This is a genomic window from Ideonella livida, from assembly GCF_010499455.1.
Lineage (GTDB): Bacteria > Pseudomonadota > Gammaproteobacteria > Burkholderiales > Burkholderiaceae_C > Ideonella > Ideonella livida.
Window position 1 is genome coordinate 76,065 of the sequence record NZ_JAAGOH010000016.1, and the last position, 15,841, is coordinate 91,905.

The following is a 15,841-nucleotide window of genomic DNA, read 5'->3' on the forward strand; positions in this document are numbered from 1 at the left end:
GGTGACAATGCGGGGCATGGACGACTGGATTCCCGCCCTGCTTGCCTTCTTCGCCCTGCCCCAGGTGGGCCTGGGGACGGTCTTTGTCGTGGCGCTGGTCTCGGCCACGCTGCTGCCCATGGGGTCGGAGCCCGCGGTCTTTGCGCTGGTCAAGCTCGATCCCACGCTGTTCTGGCCGGCGGTGTTGGTGGCCGCGGCCGGCAACACGCTGGGGGGCGCCATCAGCTGGTGGATGGGTTACGGGGCAGAGCGGGCCTATGAGCAGGTGCGCCACCGCCCGCCGGCCGAGCACCGGGCACTGGCCTGGCTGCAGCGCTTCGGGCCACAGGCCTGCCTGCTCAGCTGGCTGCCGCTGGTGGGCGATCCGCTGTGTGCCGTGGCCGGCTGGCTGCGCCTGCCTTTCTGGCCCTGCCTGGCGTACATGGCCGTGGGCAAGCTGCTGCGCTACACGGTGATGACGGCGGGCCTGTTGTGGTGGTTTCCGGGGCAGTGGACGCCCTGAAGGCCGCGCACAATCGGGCGATGAGCGCCCACGACACCACGCCTGCGGACCCCCTCTTCGCGGCCACCCCGGCCTATGGCCGGCTGCATCGTCTGCAGTCTCGACTGCACCGTCTGAACCATTTGGTGAGCATCGCCCACTGGGACCAGGCCGCCATGATGCCCGCGGGCGGGCATGCGGCGCGCTCGGCGGCCTTGGCCGAGCTGCAGACCCAGATCCACCGTGAGGGCATCGCGCCGGAGGTGGGCCACTGGTTGGCCCAGGCCGCCGACGAACCGCTGGACGACTGGCAGCGCGCCAACTGGCGGGAGATCGACCTGCAGTGGCGTCGCGCCCGCGCCCTGCCCGATGCCCTGGTGGAGCGCCGATCCCAGTTGGCCAGCGCCTGTGAGCATGCCTGGCGCCAGCAGCGCCCGGCCAACGATTGGCAGGGCTTTGTCCAGCAATTCAAGCCCTTGCTGGCCGTGGTGCGGGAGGAGGCGGCGCTGCTCAGCGACCATCTCGGGCTCTCACCCTACGACACGCAACTCCAGCAGTTCGAGCCCGGGGCCCGCAGCCAGGACATTGCCCGCGTCTTTGACGAGGTGCGTACCTGGTTGCCCGGCCTGATCCAGGCCGCCCGTGAGCGGCAGGCCGCCGAGCCGGTGCCCGTGGCGCCGCAGGGGCCCTTTCCGGTGGCCGCGCAGCAGGCCTTGGGGCTGGACGTGGTGCGCTGGCTCGGCTTTGACCTGGACGCCGGCCGCCTGGACGTGAGCACCCATCCCTTCACCGGTGGCGTGCCCGAGGATGTGCGCTTGACCACCCGCTACCGCGAGGACGAGTGCCTGCAGGCCCTGATGGGCACCATCCACGAGACCGGCCATGGCCGTTACGAGCAGCACCGTCCCCGTGCCTGGCTGGACCAGCCGGTGTCGCGTGCCCGCTCCATGGCCATCCATGAAAGCCAGAGCCTGTTCTTCGAGATGCAGTTGGCCGGTCACCCGGGCTTTGCGGCGCAGCTGGCGCCCCGGCTGCAGGCCGCCCTGGGCGCACAACCGGCCTTCGAGGCCGGCAACCTGCACCGCCTGCTGACTCGGGTGCAGCCGGGCTTCATCCGGGTGGAGGCCGACGAGATGACCTATCCGGCCCACATCCTGCTGCGTTTTGACATCGAGCAGGCGCTGTTGGCGGGCCAGGCCGAGGTGGAGGACATTCCCGCGCTGTGGGACGCCGGCATGCAGACCCTGCTGGGCCTGGACACGCGCGGCAACTACCGGGATGGGCCCATGCAGGATGTGCACTGGCCGGCGGGGCTGTTGGGCTATTTCCCCTGCTACTCGCTGGGGGCGATGTATGCCGCCCAGTGGATGGCCACGCTGCGGCGCGAGCAGCCGGAGGTGGAGGCGCGCATCGCGGCGGGTGATCTGGCGCCGGTGATGGACTGGCTGCGCGATCGCGTGTGGTCGCAGGGCAGCCGCTGGTCGACGGATGTCTTGTCGCAACGCATCAGCGGTGAGACGCTGAACCCGGCGCACTTCCGTGCGCACCTCACGCGCCGCTATCTGAGCTGAGCGGGGCCGGACGGGGCTGACGGCCGATGGCCGAGGGCCGCCAAGTCGTCTCAGGCGCCCGGGGCGCTGGCGGCCTGGGCGGCTGCCGCCGCCTCGGCGTCGAGCGTGGCAAACACTTCCTTGGCCACCCGGAAGCTGTCCATGGCGGCCGGGGCACCGCAGTAGATGGCGGCCTGCAAGAACGCTTCGCGGATCTCTTCGCGGCTCAGGCCGTTGTTGAGGGCGCCGCGCAGGTGCAGCTTCAGCTCATGGGGCCGGTTCAGCGCCACCAGCATGCCCAGCACCAGCAGGCTGCGGTCTCGCCGGGGCAGGCCCGGGCGGTTCCACACATCCCCCCAGGCGTACTGGGTCACCAGTTCCTGCAGCGGCAGGCTGAAGGCGTCGGCGTTGCGGATGGCCTGGTCCACGTAGTCGCTGCCCAACACCTCACGGCGGGTTTGCAGGCCTTTGTCAAACAGCTCAGGGTTCATGGCGCGCTCCGGTGCGGTGTGCGGGGCAGGGGTTCAGCCCAGGAACAGGCGGTAGACCGGGTTGTCGGTCTCGTCCACGTACGGGTAGCCCAGCGTGTCCAGGAAGGTCTTGAGGGCCTTCTGGTCGCGCTTGGGCACCTGCATGCCCACCAGGATGCGGCCGTAGTCGGCTCCCTGGTTGCGGTAGTGGAACAGGCTGATGTTCCAGCCCGGGTCCATGGCCGTCAGGAAGCGCATGAGCGCGCCCGGCCGTTCGGGGAACTCAAAGCGCAGCACGCGCTCGTCCTTGGCCAGCGCGCTGCGGCCCCCCACCATGTGGCGCACATGCTCCTTGGCCAGTTCGTCGCCGGTCAGGTTTACACAGGCAAAGCCGTGCTTGGTGAAGTTGCGCTCGATCTTGTCGGCCTCTTCGCGCTTCTGGATGGCCACGCCCACGAACACATGCGCCTTGTCCGCATGCGAGATGCGGTAGTTGAACTCGGTGACGTTGCGCGGCCCCACCAGCTCGCAGAAGCGGCGGAAGCTGCCCCTCTCCTCGGGGATGGTGATGGCGAACAAGGCCTCGCGCTCCTCGCCGAACTCCGCCCGTTCCGCGACGAAGCGCAGCCGGTCAAAGTTCATGTTCGCGCCGCAGGTCACCGCCACCAGCGCCTTGCCCTTGAGCTTGTGGGTCTGGGCGTACTGCTTGAGGCCGGCCACGCCCATCGCGCCGGAGGGCTCGACGATGCTGCGCGTGTCCTGGTAGATGTCTTTCATGGCCGCGCAGACCGCGTCGGTGTTGACCAACACGTAGTCGTCTACCAGCGCGCTGGCCAGCTTGAAGGTTTCGGCACCCACCAGCTTGACCGCGGTGCCGTCGGCGAACAGGCCCACGTCGCTCAGGGTCACGCGCTCGCCGGCCTTCACCGAGCGCACCATGGCGTCGGAGTCCACCGTCTGCACGCCAATGACCTTGATCTCCGGACGCACGGCCTTGATGTAGGCCGCCACGCCCGAGATGAGCCCGCCGCCGCCGATGGCGCAGAACACCGCCTCGATCGGACCCTGGTGCTGGCGCAGGATCTCCATGGCGATCGTCCCCTGGCCGGCGATCACATCCGGGTCGTCAAAGGGGTGGACGAACGTCAGCCCCTGGGCCTTCTCCAGCTCCACGGCGTGGCCGTAGGCGTCGGAATAGCTCTCGCCGTGCAGCACCACCTCACCGCCCAGGGCGGCCACTGCATCGACCTTGACCTTGGGCGTGGTCACCGGCATCACGATGACGGCCCGGCAGCCCATGCGCTTGGCCCCCAGGGCCACCCCCTGGGCGTGGTTGCCGGCCGAGGCGCAGATCACGCCACGCTTGATTGCCTCCGGCGGCAGGTTGGCCATCTTGTTGTAAGCGCCGCGCAGCTTGAAGCTGAAGACGGGCTGCAGGTCCTCGCGCTTGAGCAGCACGGTGTTGCCGAGCCGGCGCGCCAGCGACTTGGCTGGCGTCAGGGGCGTCTCCTGTGCCACGTCGTAGACCTTGGCGTTGAGGATGCGGCGCAGGTAGGCGGTGGCCATGGCCTGCTGGTCCTGCGGCACGGCCGCCTCGGGGGTCGGGGTGGGGCGGGCACGCGACCGCGCGGGGGCGGTGCGCGCCTTGGGGGCGGCGCCGGCCATGGCGTCTCTCCTCGGGCAATCGGGTTCAGGGGGGCGGCAAGCCGCGGGGCGGGATGATAAGTCAGGGTCTTCCCGGCGCCGCGGTCACGCCCGGTGCAGGGCGGTCGGGACGAAAAAAAGCCCGAAGCCGTGAGGCTTCGGGCTGAATCCACCAATGGAGGAGGTGGAGGAGACAAACGGTGCATTGGGAGCGGCCCTGGAGAGGTGCTCAACGCGAGCCCTGCTTCAACCAACGCGTGCCTAGAGTTTACCCTAGGTTGTGTTGCGCTGCAATATCCCTTCCCCCCTTAAAAGCAGGCGCATTGATAATCCGGCGCCCCGCCGGCGCTGTCGCCGTGCGGAAAGTCACGCGGTCCGGCCCAGTCGCCGACCGTCCCGGACGGCGGCGCCCGTGCGGCAGCCCGCTCCCGGTCCCTGCACACAAGAGGACAAGACGATGGAATGCACCATTCACTGGGTGGCCGACGCCGGCATGGCGATGATGGCCACCACCGGCAGCGGCCATGTGCTGACCATGGACGGCGCCCCCGAGGGCGGCGGCCGCAACCTGGCACCGCGCCCCATGGAGACCCTGCTGGCGGGCGCCGGCGGTTGCACCGCCTATGACGTGGTGCTGATCCTCAAGCGCGGACGCCACCAGGTCAGCGGGTGCACCGTACGCATGACCGCCGAGCGTGCCGAGGCCGACCCCAAGGTGTTCACCAAGCTGCACATGCACTATGTGGTCACGGGTCAGGGCCTGGCCGAGGGGCCGGTGGCGCGTGCGGTGCAACTCTCGCATGACAAATACTGCTCGGCCACCGCCATGCTGGGCCGCACCGCAGAGATCACCCACAGCGTGGAAGTGATGCAGGCGGGCTGATCCCAGACGGCGGCGCATGAGCCGCCGCGGCCACTGAGGTTGCGGGCGCAACCTTGGTGTGCATGCAACCGGAACTGAATTCCATTCCCTTGTCCAGGGCTTTGTGTGATCAGGGTTTTCGCTCGTTGTCGGCCCACAACAGTCGGCCTGATTTACGGGTTCACCGCTATGCGCCTGTCACAAAGCTCTGTTGGAATTGCGCCCAGCTTCCGATGAGGAGGTCGGCCAGTGCAGCCGGTTCACCCCGTAGAGCCGGCGAATCCTGACAAGCACGGTGCCTCTGGTTCAACCCTGGAGAAAGTTGGAATGAAAAAGTCTCTGCTCGCTATCGCCGCCATGGCTGCCGCTTCTGGCGCGTTCGCCCAGTCTTCCCTGCAGATCGACGGCATCCTGGATGCCGGCGTGCAGCGCATCGACTACAAGGGCACCACGGTGACCGGCATTGGCGGCAACGGTTCCTCGACCTCGCAGATCAACTTCCGTGGCACGGAAGACCTGGGCGGCGGCCTGTCGGCCCGCTTCCGCGTCGAGACCGACTGGAACGTCGTGTCCAACAAGGCCAACACCGGCACCACCGCTGCCTCTGGCGCTGCGCCGGTTACCGGCAGCACCTTCGGCAACGGTGAAATCCGCGTGGGCGTGGCCGGTGCCTTCGGTGCCCTGGACCTGGGTTCGGTCAACTACAACACCCTGGGCACCTATGGCGTGGGCCAGCCCTTCGGCACCGCCATCGGTTCCGGCTTCCGCGCCGTGGCCATCAACGATGCCGCCTCCACCTCGTCGGTTCGTGCCGAGAACGCGCTGAAGTACGTTTCCCCGAACTTCAGCGGCGTGACCGTGTCCCTGTACAAGTCGTTCAAGCAGACCAAGGCCGGCACCGGCGTGGCTGCTGACGGCAACTACAGCTCCACCCTGGGTGCCTACGACCAGTACGGCGTGCAGGAACTGGGCCTGAACTACGCCGGCGGCCCGCTGGCAGCCTCGTTCAGCACCCTGAAGCAGGACAACGAAGAGGTTGGCGCAGGCACTGCCCCCGACTACACCGTCAACACCCTGGGCGTGAACTACAACTTTGGCACCGCCAAGGCCTTCTTCCTGTACCAGACCGTCAAGGGCGAAGGCGTTCGTGAATCCAAGCTGATGACGCTGTCCGGCACCTACACCCTGGGCGCCACCGTGCTGATGGCTCAAGTGGGCTCGCTGAACGACGACGTGCAGGACAAGAAGGACAAGATGATCTCCTTCGGCGCCGACTACAACCTGAGCAAGCGCTCGGCCGTGTACGTCCGCTACGAGTCGATCGACGACAAGCTGAACTACGCCAAGAACCCGGGTTCCATCGCTGGCACCGCTGGCGAGACCACCCGTACCCGCACCGCCATCGGCGTGCGCCACTCGTTCTGATGTCCTGACCGGGCCTGTGCCCGGTCGGCATGTCTGAATCCCAGACCGCGGGGTGCTCCTGGCGGTCTCGAATGGGCCACCTTCGTGAGAAGGTGGCTTTTTTCATGGTGTCCCGCCAGTCGAAACAGGACGGGGCGCTGACGCCGATGCCGTAGGGGGTTGGGCGGCAGGCGTCGCCTTGGGCAGCACCAAGGGGCCGCGCTGGCCGCATGCGCTTGCCGCCAGCGCGGCGGCCCCCAGCAGCAGGGCAAGACCCAACGGCGGGCGCGGGCGTGCGACGCGCCCCGGTGCCATGGCGTCGTGGCTCCGTACACTCGACGCCGACGCAGCGGGCTCACGCTGCACGCCGGAGCCTTCGGGCTCGTGTTGCAACACGGAAGAATTCTCCTCAGAACATGACCGACGCCGAGTATGACCGCCTCAGCCAGGAGCTGCTGCGCCGCATTGAGCAGCAGGTGGACCGCTGGCTGGATGACGATGTGGTGGACATCGACACCCACCGCACCGGGGGCCTGCTGGAGCTGACCCTGCCCGACCGCAGCAAGCTCATCGTCAACACCCAGCCGCCGCTGCAGGAGATCTGGCTGGCCGCCAAGGCGGGCGGCTTCCATTTCCGCCACGCGCAAGGGCGCTGGGTGGACACCCGCTCAGGCCTGGAGTTCCTGGCCTGCCTGTCCGAACAGGCCAGCCGCCAGTCGGGTGTGACGCTCACCTTTGTGTGAGCGGTGAGGGGTCGCGTCGCTACAGCCGCAGGCGGCCGGCATAGCCGGTCATCTCCAGGTAGCCCCAACCCAGGCGACGACCGCTGCCGGCCTCGCGCAGCTCCGACAGGCCTTCCCAGTAGACCGTGCCGGTGGTGCCGGCGGTGTCCATCTCCTGTGCCGCCATCAGCGCCACCAGCTCGAAGTGGCCGGCGGGCGTTTCCAGCCGCCAGTGCAGGGGATAGGTGGCCCCGGTGGCGGGGCTGCGCCAGCGCGCGGGCACCGCGACCGGGGCGCCAGCCGGGGGCCTGTCCAGCGGTTCCATCTTCACCTCGTGGGCCTGGAAGCGGCGCACCGGTGCCTGCGCCCCGCCTGCGCGCCAACTGCCGCCCGCCCACACCGCCGGCGCGCGGCCGGCATCGGCCTGTGGTGCCACCGATTGGCGCAGCCGAAAGACGGTGAGCGCGCTGCCATCGTCCAGCAGCATGCCCAGCCAGTCCCAGCCGGCGGCGCCTGCTGGCATCAGGGTGTCGCTCCATTCGTGGTCCAGCCAGGCCAGGCCCTGCACCGCCTGTTCGCGGCTGCCCTGGCGCAGGCGTCCCTGCACCGCCAGGTGCGGATGGCTGTAGTAGTGGCTGGCCTCCGGCGGGCTGCCCGGCCGTCCGGGGCCCTTGCGTGAGAAGCCTGGCGTGGCCAGGCCGTCCCCTTGTGCCAGCAGCGCTTGGCCGGCCTGCAGCTGCAGCCGTAGGCCAAAGCCGCCTTGGGCGCTGCGGGCCTCCACCTGCGTCTCATAACGGGCCGCGCCACCGGGGGGGCCGGGCTCACGCCGCAGGAACCAATCGCCCAGGTGCACCTGCAGGTCGGCGCGCGCGGCGGCGGCCAGGTGCTCGCGCTGCGCGGCCGGCACGCCCGGAGGCGGTTCCTCGCCACTCCAGCGCTGCAGCCGCTGGTCGTGCTGGTGCCGAGGGGTTGCGCCCAGGGTGGTCAGCGCGGCATGGGCCAGCAGCAGCTGGCGCGGCACCAGGCGTCCGGACCAGGCGGTGGTGTCCTGGCCCCAGCCCGTGAGGCTGCGGAAGAAGGTGACCTGAAAGCCCATCAGGTTTGCGCTGGCCTGGGTGGGGCCGGCGGAGTCCGTGGGCCGCAGCCAGCCGGTCAGGTACCACCATTCGATGCGTGCGCCCGGGTGGGCGCCGTGGTCGCGTGGAAACTGCAGTGCACGGTCCGGCCGCACCGGATCGGGTGTCTCCTTGGGGGGCGTTTGCGGCCCGCGGGCCCAGGTGGCGCCGGGGTGGCCGGCGGCCAGGCCCGTGCCTGCGCCCAGGCGGGTGAAGGCCCAGGCGGCGCTGCAGCCCAGCCAGTGCCGGCGGCGTGCGGGGTGGGGGGCGCTCATGTCACCAATCCTCCTTGACCGCGCGCACCGCGTCGCCGCCGGCGGCACGCCGGGCGGTCAGGGCGGTGGTGAGCAGGCCGGCGGCCAGGACGGCGCCACTCAGCTCCGCCAGCTGGCCCACCGGCACCTGCAGCGGCATCGTCCAGTGGAAGCTCTGTGGGTTGACCACAAAGACCAGCACCGCGCTGATGGCCAGGCCCAGGGCGGTGCCCACCAGCACGCCGGCACCCAGCCACCCGGCGGTTTCCAGCACCACCACCTGCAGCACCTGGCGGCGGGTCAGGCCCAGGTGCACCAGCAGGCCGAATTCGCGCCGCCGGGCCAGCACTTGGGCGGAGAGGCTGGCGGCCACGCCGGCCAGCCCGATGGCGATGGCCACCGCCTGCAGGTACCGGGTGACGGCAAAGCTGCGGTCGAAGATCTGCATCGACAGGGCCTTGATCTGCGCGGTGCCAGCCGTCTCCAGCGGCTGGGCGGGGGCCCCCAGTGCGGTCATCGCCCGGCGCAGGCCGGCTTCTACCTCCGCGGGCGCGGCCCCGGGATGCAGCCACAGCGCCAGCTCGTTGAGTCGGGGGTCGCCGCTGAGGCGGCGGTAGTCGTCCAGGTCCATGGCAATGCTGCCGAATTGCCGGGCGTAGTCGCGCCAGACACCGCGCACCCGCACCGTCACGCCGCCGCCATCCACGTGCTCCAGCGGCAGTGTGAGGGTGGCGCCAGGGGCCACGCCATGCAGCGCCACCACCGCTTCGCTGACGAAGACGCCGACCTCGCCCGGCACGGCCGGCTGTGGTGCCGACAGCAGGGGCAGCCGCCGGGTCGGGTCGGGCCCCAGTGGGCGCGCCTGCAGCCACACCGCCGGCTGGCGCGGCGACAGGCGCAGCATCAGGCTGCGTCCGGGCTGGACCCGCGCCACCCCGGGCAGGGCGGCGGCGGCCTGGGGCAGGTCGGGGGGCAGCAGCAGGTGGGCGCCGGCCTGCCCGGGCTCGCCCGCCCGTGCGTAGAGGTCGGCCGGCAGCACCGTCTCCAGCCAGTCGGCCACTGCGCTGCGGAAGCTGGCGACCATGACGGTGAGCGCCACGCACAGGGCCAGGCTGGCCACCACGCCCGCCACCGCGGCGGTGGCGGTGCCGCGGTGCCGCCGCGCACGTTGCAGCGCCAGCAGCAGCAGGGGATGGCGGGCTGGCCCGGGGCCCCGGTGGCCCAGCAGCAGGTGCACGGCACGTGGCACCAGGGCGATGCCGCCCACCAGCCAGGCGGCCACGGCACCGTAGGCCGCCAGGGGCAGTCCCTGCCAGGGGGGCAGCAGGGCGAGGAGGGCGCCGGCAGCCAGCAGGGCCAGGGCTGGCCAGGCGGGGGGCACGTCGGCGGTGGTTTGCCCCAGGCCCTTGAGGGCTTGCGCCGGGGCCAGCCGGGCGGCCTGCGCCGCTGGCCACAGGCCGCCCGTCACCGCGGCCAGCACCCCCAGGCCGCCAAAGAGCACGGCGGCAGCGCCGTCCCAGCGCAGGCTGGGGGCCACGCCGGTGAAGTAGCCGCCACCCAGGTCGCCGGCCAGCAGGCGCAGCGCAGCCATGGCCATGCCGGTGCCCGCGGCCAGGCCCAGCAGGCTGGCCACAGCGCCCAGGGCGGCGCATTCCCACAGCACCAGGCGGCGGCGGCCAGCGGCGTCCAGGCCGAGCACGCCCAGCAGGGCCAGGGCCGGGGTGCGCTGGGCCACCGCCAGCGAGACGACCGAGAACACCAGGAAGGCGCCCACCACCAGGGCGACCAGGGCCAGCACGGTCAGGTTGACACGGTAAGCGCGGGACAGGGCCGAGACGCGCTGCTGGCTGTCGTCGGGCGATTCGGCCTGCACGGTGGCGGGCAGGGCGGGGCCGCCGTCCCAGCCGCGCTGCAAGTCGGCCAGCAGGGCCTGGCGGTCGGCGCCCGGTGCCAGGCGCAGGTCCACACGGCTCAGCCGGGGCGGGGCATCCCCTTGCAGGCGCTGGGCGCCGGCCACGTCCATCACCGCCAGCGGCGGCCCGGCGGCGCCGACCGCCCCAGCCACCCGCAGGCGCAGGGTCCGCCCCTGGACGAGCAGCTCCACGTGGGTGGCGTGGGCCACGGTGGGGCCGGTCAGCCCCAGGGCCTGGGCCGCGGCGGGGTTGAGCCAGAGCCGCTCAGGGTCCAGCAGGTCCAGGCCGGCCGGCCGCGCCCCGGCGGCGGTGGGCGCGTCGGAGCCGGCTTCATCGGAGGTGGCGCCGGCCGCCGTCGTGGCGCGGGGCATGAGCGCCGGGGCCACGGCCGACACGGTCAGGGGGTCCACCCCGCGCAGCTGCAGGGCCTGCCAGGCGGGGGCGGGCCGGTCTGCTTGGGGCAGGGGGCGTGCCAGCACCTCCAGGTCCAGGCGCGGATGCACCAGTTGCACCGCGGCATGGCCCGCCAGGCGTGGCAGCCACTGTTCGTCCAGGCCGGCGGGGCCTTGGCCGACCAGGCTCAGGTCAGGCTCGCCGTTGGCGGTGCGGGTGGCGGCGGAGAACTCGCTCAGGGCCGACTCGTTGATCAGGTGCACCGAGAAGGCCAGCGCCACGCCCAGGGCCACGCTGAGCAGGGCGGCCAGCTGCCGCCAGGGATGGGCGCGCCATTCGGCCCAGGACAGGTGCCAGCGCCGCAAGGCGCGTGGACGGTCCATGGCGTCAGGCGTCCTGCACACCGCCGCGCGCCAGGAACAGGCGGCGGTCGGCCCGTGCGGCGGCGGATTCGGAGTGGGTGACCAGCAGGCAGGCGGCACCTTCCTCGCGCACCTGGTGGCGCAGCAGTTCCAGAATGCGTCCGGCGGTCTCCGGATCGAGGTTGCCGGTGGGTTCGTCGGCCAGCAGCAGCGGTGGGCGGTGCACCAGGGCCCGGGCGATGGCCACCCGCTGCAGCTGGCCGCCCGAGAGTTGGGCGGGCCAGCGGGTGCCCAGGCCCTCCAGGCCCACGGCGGCCAGCATGTGGGCCACGCGGGTCGGGTCGGGGCGACCCAGCAGCATCAGCGGCAGGGCCACGTTGTCGGCCACATCCAGGTGCGGCAGCACGTGAAAGGCCTGGAAGACAAAGCCCAGGCGCTCGCGGCGCAGCCCGGCCTGTGCCGCCTCGGGCAATCGGTGCAGGGCCTGGCCTTGCAGCAGCACCTCGCCCTGGTCGGGCCGGTCCAGGCCGGCAATGCAGTTGAGCAAGGTGGACTTGCCGACCCCGCTCTCTCCCGTCAGGGCCACGAACTCGCCGGCGTGCAGGCACAGGTCCACGCCGCTGAAGACCGGTGGGCCGTCGTAGGCCTTGGCCAGGCCGCGCACCTGCAGCAGCGGGGCGTCCGGGGTGGTGCCGACAGGGGCGGTGCGGGCGGGCGTGGACATGACGGCGGGCTGGCGGGCTCAGGCGCCGGCCTGGGCGCCCAGGAGGTAGTCGGCCTTGCCCAGGTCCACACCGTTGTGGCGCAGCAGGGCATAGGTCGTGGTGACATGGAAATAGACGTTGGGCAGGGCCCAGTGCTTGACGTAGGCCTCGCCCTTCATCGTGCGTGTGGCGCCATCGCGGCCCACGGGGAAGGTGATGTCGCGGTCTTCCTGGCCGTCCAGGGCGTTGGCGGGCACGGTGGCCAGCCAGGCCAGGGTTTTGGCGATGCGCTCGCGCAGCTGGGCCAGGGTGGTCTCGTCGTCGGCAAAGCGCGGGGCGTCCAGGGCCCCCACGCGGGCGACGGCCAGTTTGGCCGCGTCGCAGGCAATGCGCACCTGCGAGGCCAGCGGCAGCATGTCCGGTGCCAGCCGCGCCTGCACCAGCACGTTCACGTCGAACTTGCGCACGGCGGCATGGGCTTCGGCCTTGGCCAGGCAGTGGTCCAGGTTGGCCAGCATGGTCTGGAACACGGGCAGGCAGGCCGAGGACAGGGTGAGGGACATGGAGAGGCTCCGTGGTGCTGAGGTGCGGCCCATGTTACGGGCCGGCCGCCGGGTGCGTGCGGACGGGGGCTTGAGCCGGCCAGGCCTGAAAAGAAACGAAACACGGCGATACGGCGATGAAAGGACGGCCGCCCGCCGCCCCGGCACGATGACGTCCAGGGTGATGCCCCGGCCGGTTCCGGCCGTCACCTCCCCTCCCCACGTTTCCACTTCAAGAGGAGTTCCGCATGTCCCGCTGGTTCAAGCCCTGGATCCGACGCAGCCTGATCGCCGCGACCGCCCTCACCGTCACCCTGGGCCTGGGCGCCTGCGGCCACCGCCCGTACGGCCACGGGCCGATGAGCGAGGGCGAGTGGGTGGCGGCCAGCGCCAAGATGGTGGACCGCATCGGGAGCCGGCTGGACCTGGACGCGACGCAGCGCCAGCATCTGCAGGCCCTGGCCGACACCCTGCGGGCCCAGCGCGCCCAGGTGGCCGGCGAGCCCGGCAGCGGCCGGCGCGAGGTGCAGGCCCTGTTTGCCGGTGAGCGCTTTGACCTGGCCGGCGCCCAGTCCCTGGTGCAGCGCAAGACCAGTGCCGTGCAGACCGCCAGTCCGCCCGTGCTGCAGGCCCTGGCCACCTTCTACGACAGCCTGAAGCCGGCACAGCAGGCCAAGGTGCGTGAGTTCCTGGCGCGGGAGCGTGGCCATGGCTGGCGCGGTTGATCCCTGCCTCCGGGGCCTCAGTCCGGAGGGCGAAGGCCTGGCCGACCGCGCCGCGCCTGAGGCCGGACCGTGGCGCCGCCGCCTGAGCCCGCCGCGTCTGGCCCTGGGTTTGGGGGCCCTGGCGCTGGGCCTGCACGCCAGTGTCTGGGGCGGCGATCCGGCTTGGGGTCAGGCCCCCGCGGCCGGTCTGGCGCTGCTGGGCCTGGGCCTGGGGCTGATGGTCTGGGCCCTGCGCAGGTTCGGTCAGGCGCACACGCCCTCCCGCCCCGGGCAGGTGCCGCAGCTCCTGCTGGACGAAGGGCCCTTTGCCCTGAGCCGCAACCCGATGTACCTGGGCAAGGCCCTGGGCTTGGCCGGGCTGGGCCTGGCCCTGGGCGTGCCGGCGCTGCTGGGGGCGGCCGTGGCCTTCATGGCCGCGGTGCAGGTGTTGCACATAAGGCCTGAGGAGGTGCTGATGCGCCAGCGCTTTGGCGGCTGGTACACCGACTATGCTGCCCGCGTCCGCCGCTGGCTCTGAGTCACCGCACGCCGTTCCCCACCATGCCCCACCTGCTCCTGATCGACGATGACCATGACCTGGGCCCCCCCCTGGGCAGCTACCTGCGGCGGTTCGACTTCACGCTGGAGCAGGCCTTGGCGCCCAGCCAGGGCCTGGCCCGTCTGGCCGCCGGCGGCGTGGACGCGGTCATCCTCGACGTGATGCTGCCCGAGATGGACGGTTTTGAGGTCTGCCGCCGCCTGCGCACCGGGCCCCCGGCGCTGCAGGGCCTGCCGGTGCTGATGCTCACCGCCCGCGGCGAGCTGACCGACCGGGTGGTGGGCCTGGAGTTGGGCGCCGACGACTACCTGCCCAAACCCTTCGAGCCCCGTGAGCTGGCCGCCCGGCTGACCACCATCCTGCGGCGCCAGCGCGGCGCGGCCGCGGTCCCGGCTGCGCCGTTGGCCGCCGAGCCGGTGCTGCGCTTCGAGGGGCTGAGCCTGGATCCCCTGCGTCGGGAAGCTCGGCGCCTGGCCGCCGGCGAGCCGGCCGGGCCGGCCCTGGAGCTCACCGGCACCGAGTTCGAGCTGCTCCTGCTGCTGGCCCGGGAGCCCGGCCGGGTCTTCAGCCGTGACGAGATCCTGGGCCGCCTGCGCGGGCATGACGCCGAGCTGTTCACCCGGGCGGTGGACATCCTGGTCTCGCGTCTGCGCCGCAAGCTCGAGCCGCTCGACTGCATCCGCACCTTGCGCAATGCCGGCTACAGCTTTGCCGGCGCTCCCCTGGGGGCGCTGCGTTGAGTCCCGCCCACCGGGACCGCCTGGCCCGGCTGCACGCCTGGTGGCACCAATGCCACGCCTGCCGCCACCGGTTGGGCCGCCACTGGCGCCACTCCATCGGCCTGCGCCTGGTGGCCTTGTTCATGGTGCTGGCGCTGCTCAGCAGCTTGCTGGTCATGGGCGGGCTGCAGCGTGCGGTCGGTGGCGCCTGGCGCGAGATCGGACGCCCCCTGGTGGCCGACTACGTGGACCATCTGGTGGCCGAGCTGGGCAGCCCGCCTGACCGTGCCCGGGCCCAGGCCCTGGCCGACCGGCTGCCCCTGGTGGTGGTCATCGAGGGGCCCGACGGCCGCTGGCAGACCCGACGCGGCGCCGCCGACGGCCAGCCCGACCGCCCCGGCGAGCCTGCGCTGCCGCCACCGGCCGTGCGCGAGGGCCTGAGCCGGCTCACCGCCGATGGGCACCGCATCCTGATCACCTTGGACGCCGAGGCGCTGCACCGCCAACCCCGGCGCTGGGGGCTGACCATCGTCGGCCTGCTGCTCACGCTGGTGGCCATCACCTGGGCCATCGTGCGCCGGCTCATCCGTCCTCTGCGGGACATCGGCGCCGGGGCCGAGCGCTACGGCCGCGGCGACTTCACCCAACCCATCCCCGTGCGCCGGCCTGACGAGCTGGGTGAGCTGGCCGGCCGGGTCAACACCATGGCCCGTGATCTGGCCGACATGCTCGACGCCAAGCGGGCACTGCTGCTGGCCCTCAGCCATGAACTGCGTTCCCCCCTGACCCGCGCCCGCCTGAACGCCGAGTTGGTGGCCGAGGGCCCGGAGCGCGACGCCCTGCTGCGCGACCTGGGCGAGATGCGCAACCTCATCACCGACCTGCTGGAGAGCGAGCGCCTGGCCCAGCCCCATGCCGCCCTGCAACGCGAGGCCACCGACCTGACCGGCCTGCTGCACAGCCTGGTGGCCGGCGGCGGCCACGGCCCCGCGCGGCCGGCCCGCCTGGACCTGCCCACCGACCTGCCTGCCGGCTGGGTGGACCGCCAGCGCCTGGCGCTGCTGCTGCGCAACCTGTTGGACAACTGCGCCCGCCATGCCGCGGGCGCCCCGCAGTTGCCCGCGGTGCTGGTGCGGCTGCAGCCTGCCACGGGCGACGGGGCGCCCAGGCTGGTCTTGAGCCTGCGTGACCACGGCCCCGGGGTGGAGCCCGCGCAGCTGGCCCGCCTGGCCCAGCCCTTTCACCGCACCGATGCTGCGCGTCAGCGCAGCACCGGCGGCGTGGGCCTGGGCCTGTACCTGGCGCGGCTGGTGGCCCAGGCGCATGGCGGCCGCCTGGAGGTGGAGAACGCCCACCCCGGCCTGTGCGTGCGGCTGACCCTGCCGTGGCCGGCACCCCCTGCCGCCTAGCGCCTGTGGGGCGCGTGCCGGCGCCCCTGAGCTG

Annotated in this window: 16 protein-coding genes; 9 read left to right on the forward strand and 7 right to left on the reverse strand. The window is 71.9% G+C overall.

Annotated elements, in window-relative coordinates:
* Positions 1–16 precede the first annotated feature (16 nt).
* Positions 17–502, forward strand: coding sequence for a YqaA family protein (locus G3A44_RS14020; protein WP_163458152.1), 486 nt, complete (start codon positions 17–19; stop codon positions 500–502).
* Positions 503–522: 20 nt separating this feature from the next.
* Complete coding sequence (locus G3A44_RS14025) at positions 523–2,052, forward strand: carboxypeptidase M32 (protein ID WP_163458153.1); 1,530 nt, start codon at positions 523–525, stop codon at positions 2,050–2,052.
* Between the two features lie 50 nt (positions 2,053–2,102).
* Here G3A44_RS14025 and G3A44_RS14030 read toward each other — a convergent pair whose 3' ends face one another.
* On the reverse strand, positions 2,103–2,522 hold the full coding sequence (locus G3A44_RS14030; RefSeq protein ID WP_163458154.1) for a carboxymuconolactone decarboxylase family protein: 420 nt from the start codon (positions 2,520–2,522) through the stop codon (positions 2,103–2,105).
* A 33-nt stretch (positions 2,523–2,555) separates the two neighbouring features.
* Positions 2,556–4,166 (reverse strand): threonine ammonia-lyase, biosynthetic, encoded by a 1,611-nt coding sequence (gene ilvA / locus G3A44_RS14035; protein ID WP_163458155.1) that lies wholly within the window; start codon positions 4,164–4,166, stop codon positions 2,556–2,558.
* A gap of 436 nt (positions 4,167–4,602) precedes the next feature.
* Here ilvA and G3A44_RS14040 point away from each other — a divergent pair, with 436 nt between their 5' ends.
* Entirely contained in the window at positions 4,603–5,028 is a 426-nt protein-coding gene (locus G3A44_RS14040) for an OsmC family protein (protein ID WP_163458156.1), read from the forward strand.
* Positions 5,029–5,334: 306 nt separating this feature from the next.
* Positions 5,335–6,432, forward strand: coding sequence for a porin (locus G3A44_RS14045; protein WP_163458157.1), 1,098 nt, complete (start codon positions 5,335–5,337; stop codon positions 6,430–6,432).
* Between the two features lie 102 nt (positions 6,433–6,534).
* On the opposite strand, the gene lptM is transcribed toward G3A44_RS14045, so the two are convergent.
* A complete protein-coding gene (lptM, locus tag G3A44_RS24250) occupies positions 6,535–6,726 on the reverse strand; it encodes an LPS translocon maturation chaperone LptM (protein ID WP_375138663.1) in 192 nt (63 codons plus the stop codon).
* 101 nt (positions 6,727–6,827) lie between these two features.
* Between lptM and cyaY the strand changes: the two genes are divergently transcribed.
* Positions 6,828–7,154, forward strand: a complete 327-nt coding sequence (gene cyaY, locus G3A44_RS14050) for an iron donor protein CyaY (protein ID WP_163458158.1) — start codon at positions 6,828–6,830, stop codon at positions 7,152–7,154.
* A gap of 19 nt (positions 7,155–7,173) precedes the next feature.
* On the opposite strand, the gene G3A44_RS14055 is transcribed toward cyaY, so the two are convergent.
* Genes G3A44_RS14055 through G3A44_RS14070 form a run of 4 tightly spaced genes read right to left on the reverse strand, consistent with a single transcriptional unit; the run spans position 7,174 to position 12,437 of the window.
* Positions 7,174–8,523 carry a lipocalin-like domain-containing protein gene (locus G3A44_RS14055; protein WP_163458159.1) on the reverse strand — a complete coding sequence of 450 codons (1,350 nt, stop codon included), beginning with the start codon at positions 8,521–8,523 and terminating at the stop codon, positions 7,174–7,176.
* Between the two features lies 1 nt (position 8,524).
* Positions 8,525–11,191, reverse strand: coding sequence for an ABC transporter permease (locus G3A44_RS14060; RefSeq protein WP_163458160.1), 2,667 nt, complete (start codon positions 11,189–11,191; stop codon positions 8,525–8,527).
* A gap of 4 nt (positions 11,192–11,195) precedes the next feature.
* Positions 11,196–11,894: an ABC transporter ATP-binding protein gene (locus G3A44_RS14065; RefSeq protein ID WP_203561414.1), complete on the reverse strand. Its 699-nt coding sequence runs from the start codon at positions 11,892–11,894 to the stop codon at positions 11,196–11,198.
* Positions 11,895–11,912: 18 nt separating this feature from the next.
* Entirely contained in the window at positions 11,913–12,437 is a 525-nt protein-coding gene (locus tag G3A44_RS14070; RefSeq protein ID WP_163458161.1) for a DUF1993 domain-containing protein, read from the reverse strand.
* 227 nt (positions 12,438–12,664) lie between these two features.
* Here G3A44_RS14070 and G3A44_RS14075 point away from each other — a divergent pair, with 227 nt between their 5' ends.
* Genes G3A44_RS14075 through G3A44_RS14090 form a run of 4 tightly spaced genes read left to right on the forward strand, consistent with a single transcriptional unit; the run spans position 12,665 to position 15,807 of the window.
* Positions 12,665–13,141 (forward strand): Spy/CpxP family protein refolding chaperone, encoded by a 477-nt coding sequence (locus G3A44_RS14075; protein ID WP_163458162.1) that lies wholly within the window; start codon positions 12,665–12,667, stop codon positions 13,139–13,141.
* Positions 13,125–13,658, forward strand: coding sequence for a methyltransferase family protein (locus G3A44_RS14080; RefSeq protein WP_163458163.1), 534 nt, complete (start codon positions 13,125–13,127; stop codon positions 13,656–13,658). The genes G3A44_RS14075 and G3A44_RS14080 overlap by 17 nt, the downstream gene beginning before the upstream one ends.
* Before the next feature lie 23 nt (positions 13,659–13,681).
* On the forward strand, positions 13,682–14,419 hold the full coding sequence (locus G3A44_RS14085) for a response regulator transcription factor (protein WP_163458164.1): 738 nt from the start codon (positions 13,682–13,684) through the stop codon (positions 14,417–14,419).
* Entirely contained in the window at positions 14,416–15,807 is a 1,392-nt protein-coding gene (locus G3A44_RS14090) for an ATP-binding protein (RefSeq protein WP_239061880.1), read from the forward strand. Before G3A44_RS14085 ends, G3A44_RS14090 begins: the two co-directional genes overlap by 4 nt.
* The last annotated feature ends 34 nt before the right edge of the window (positions 15,808–15,841 follow it).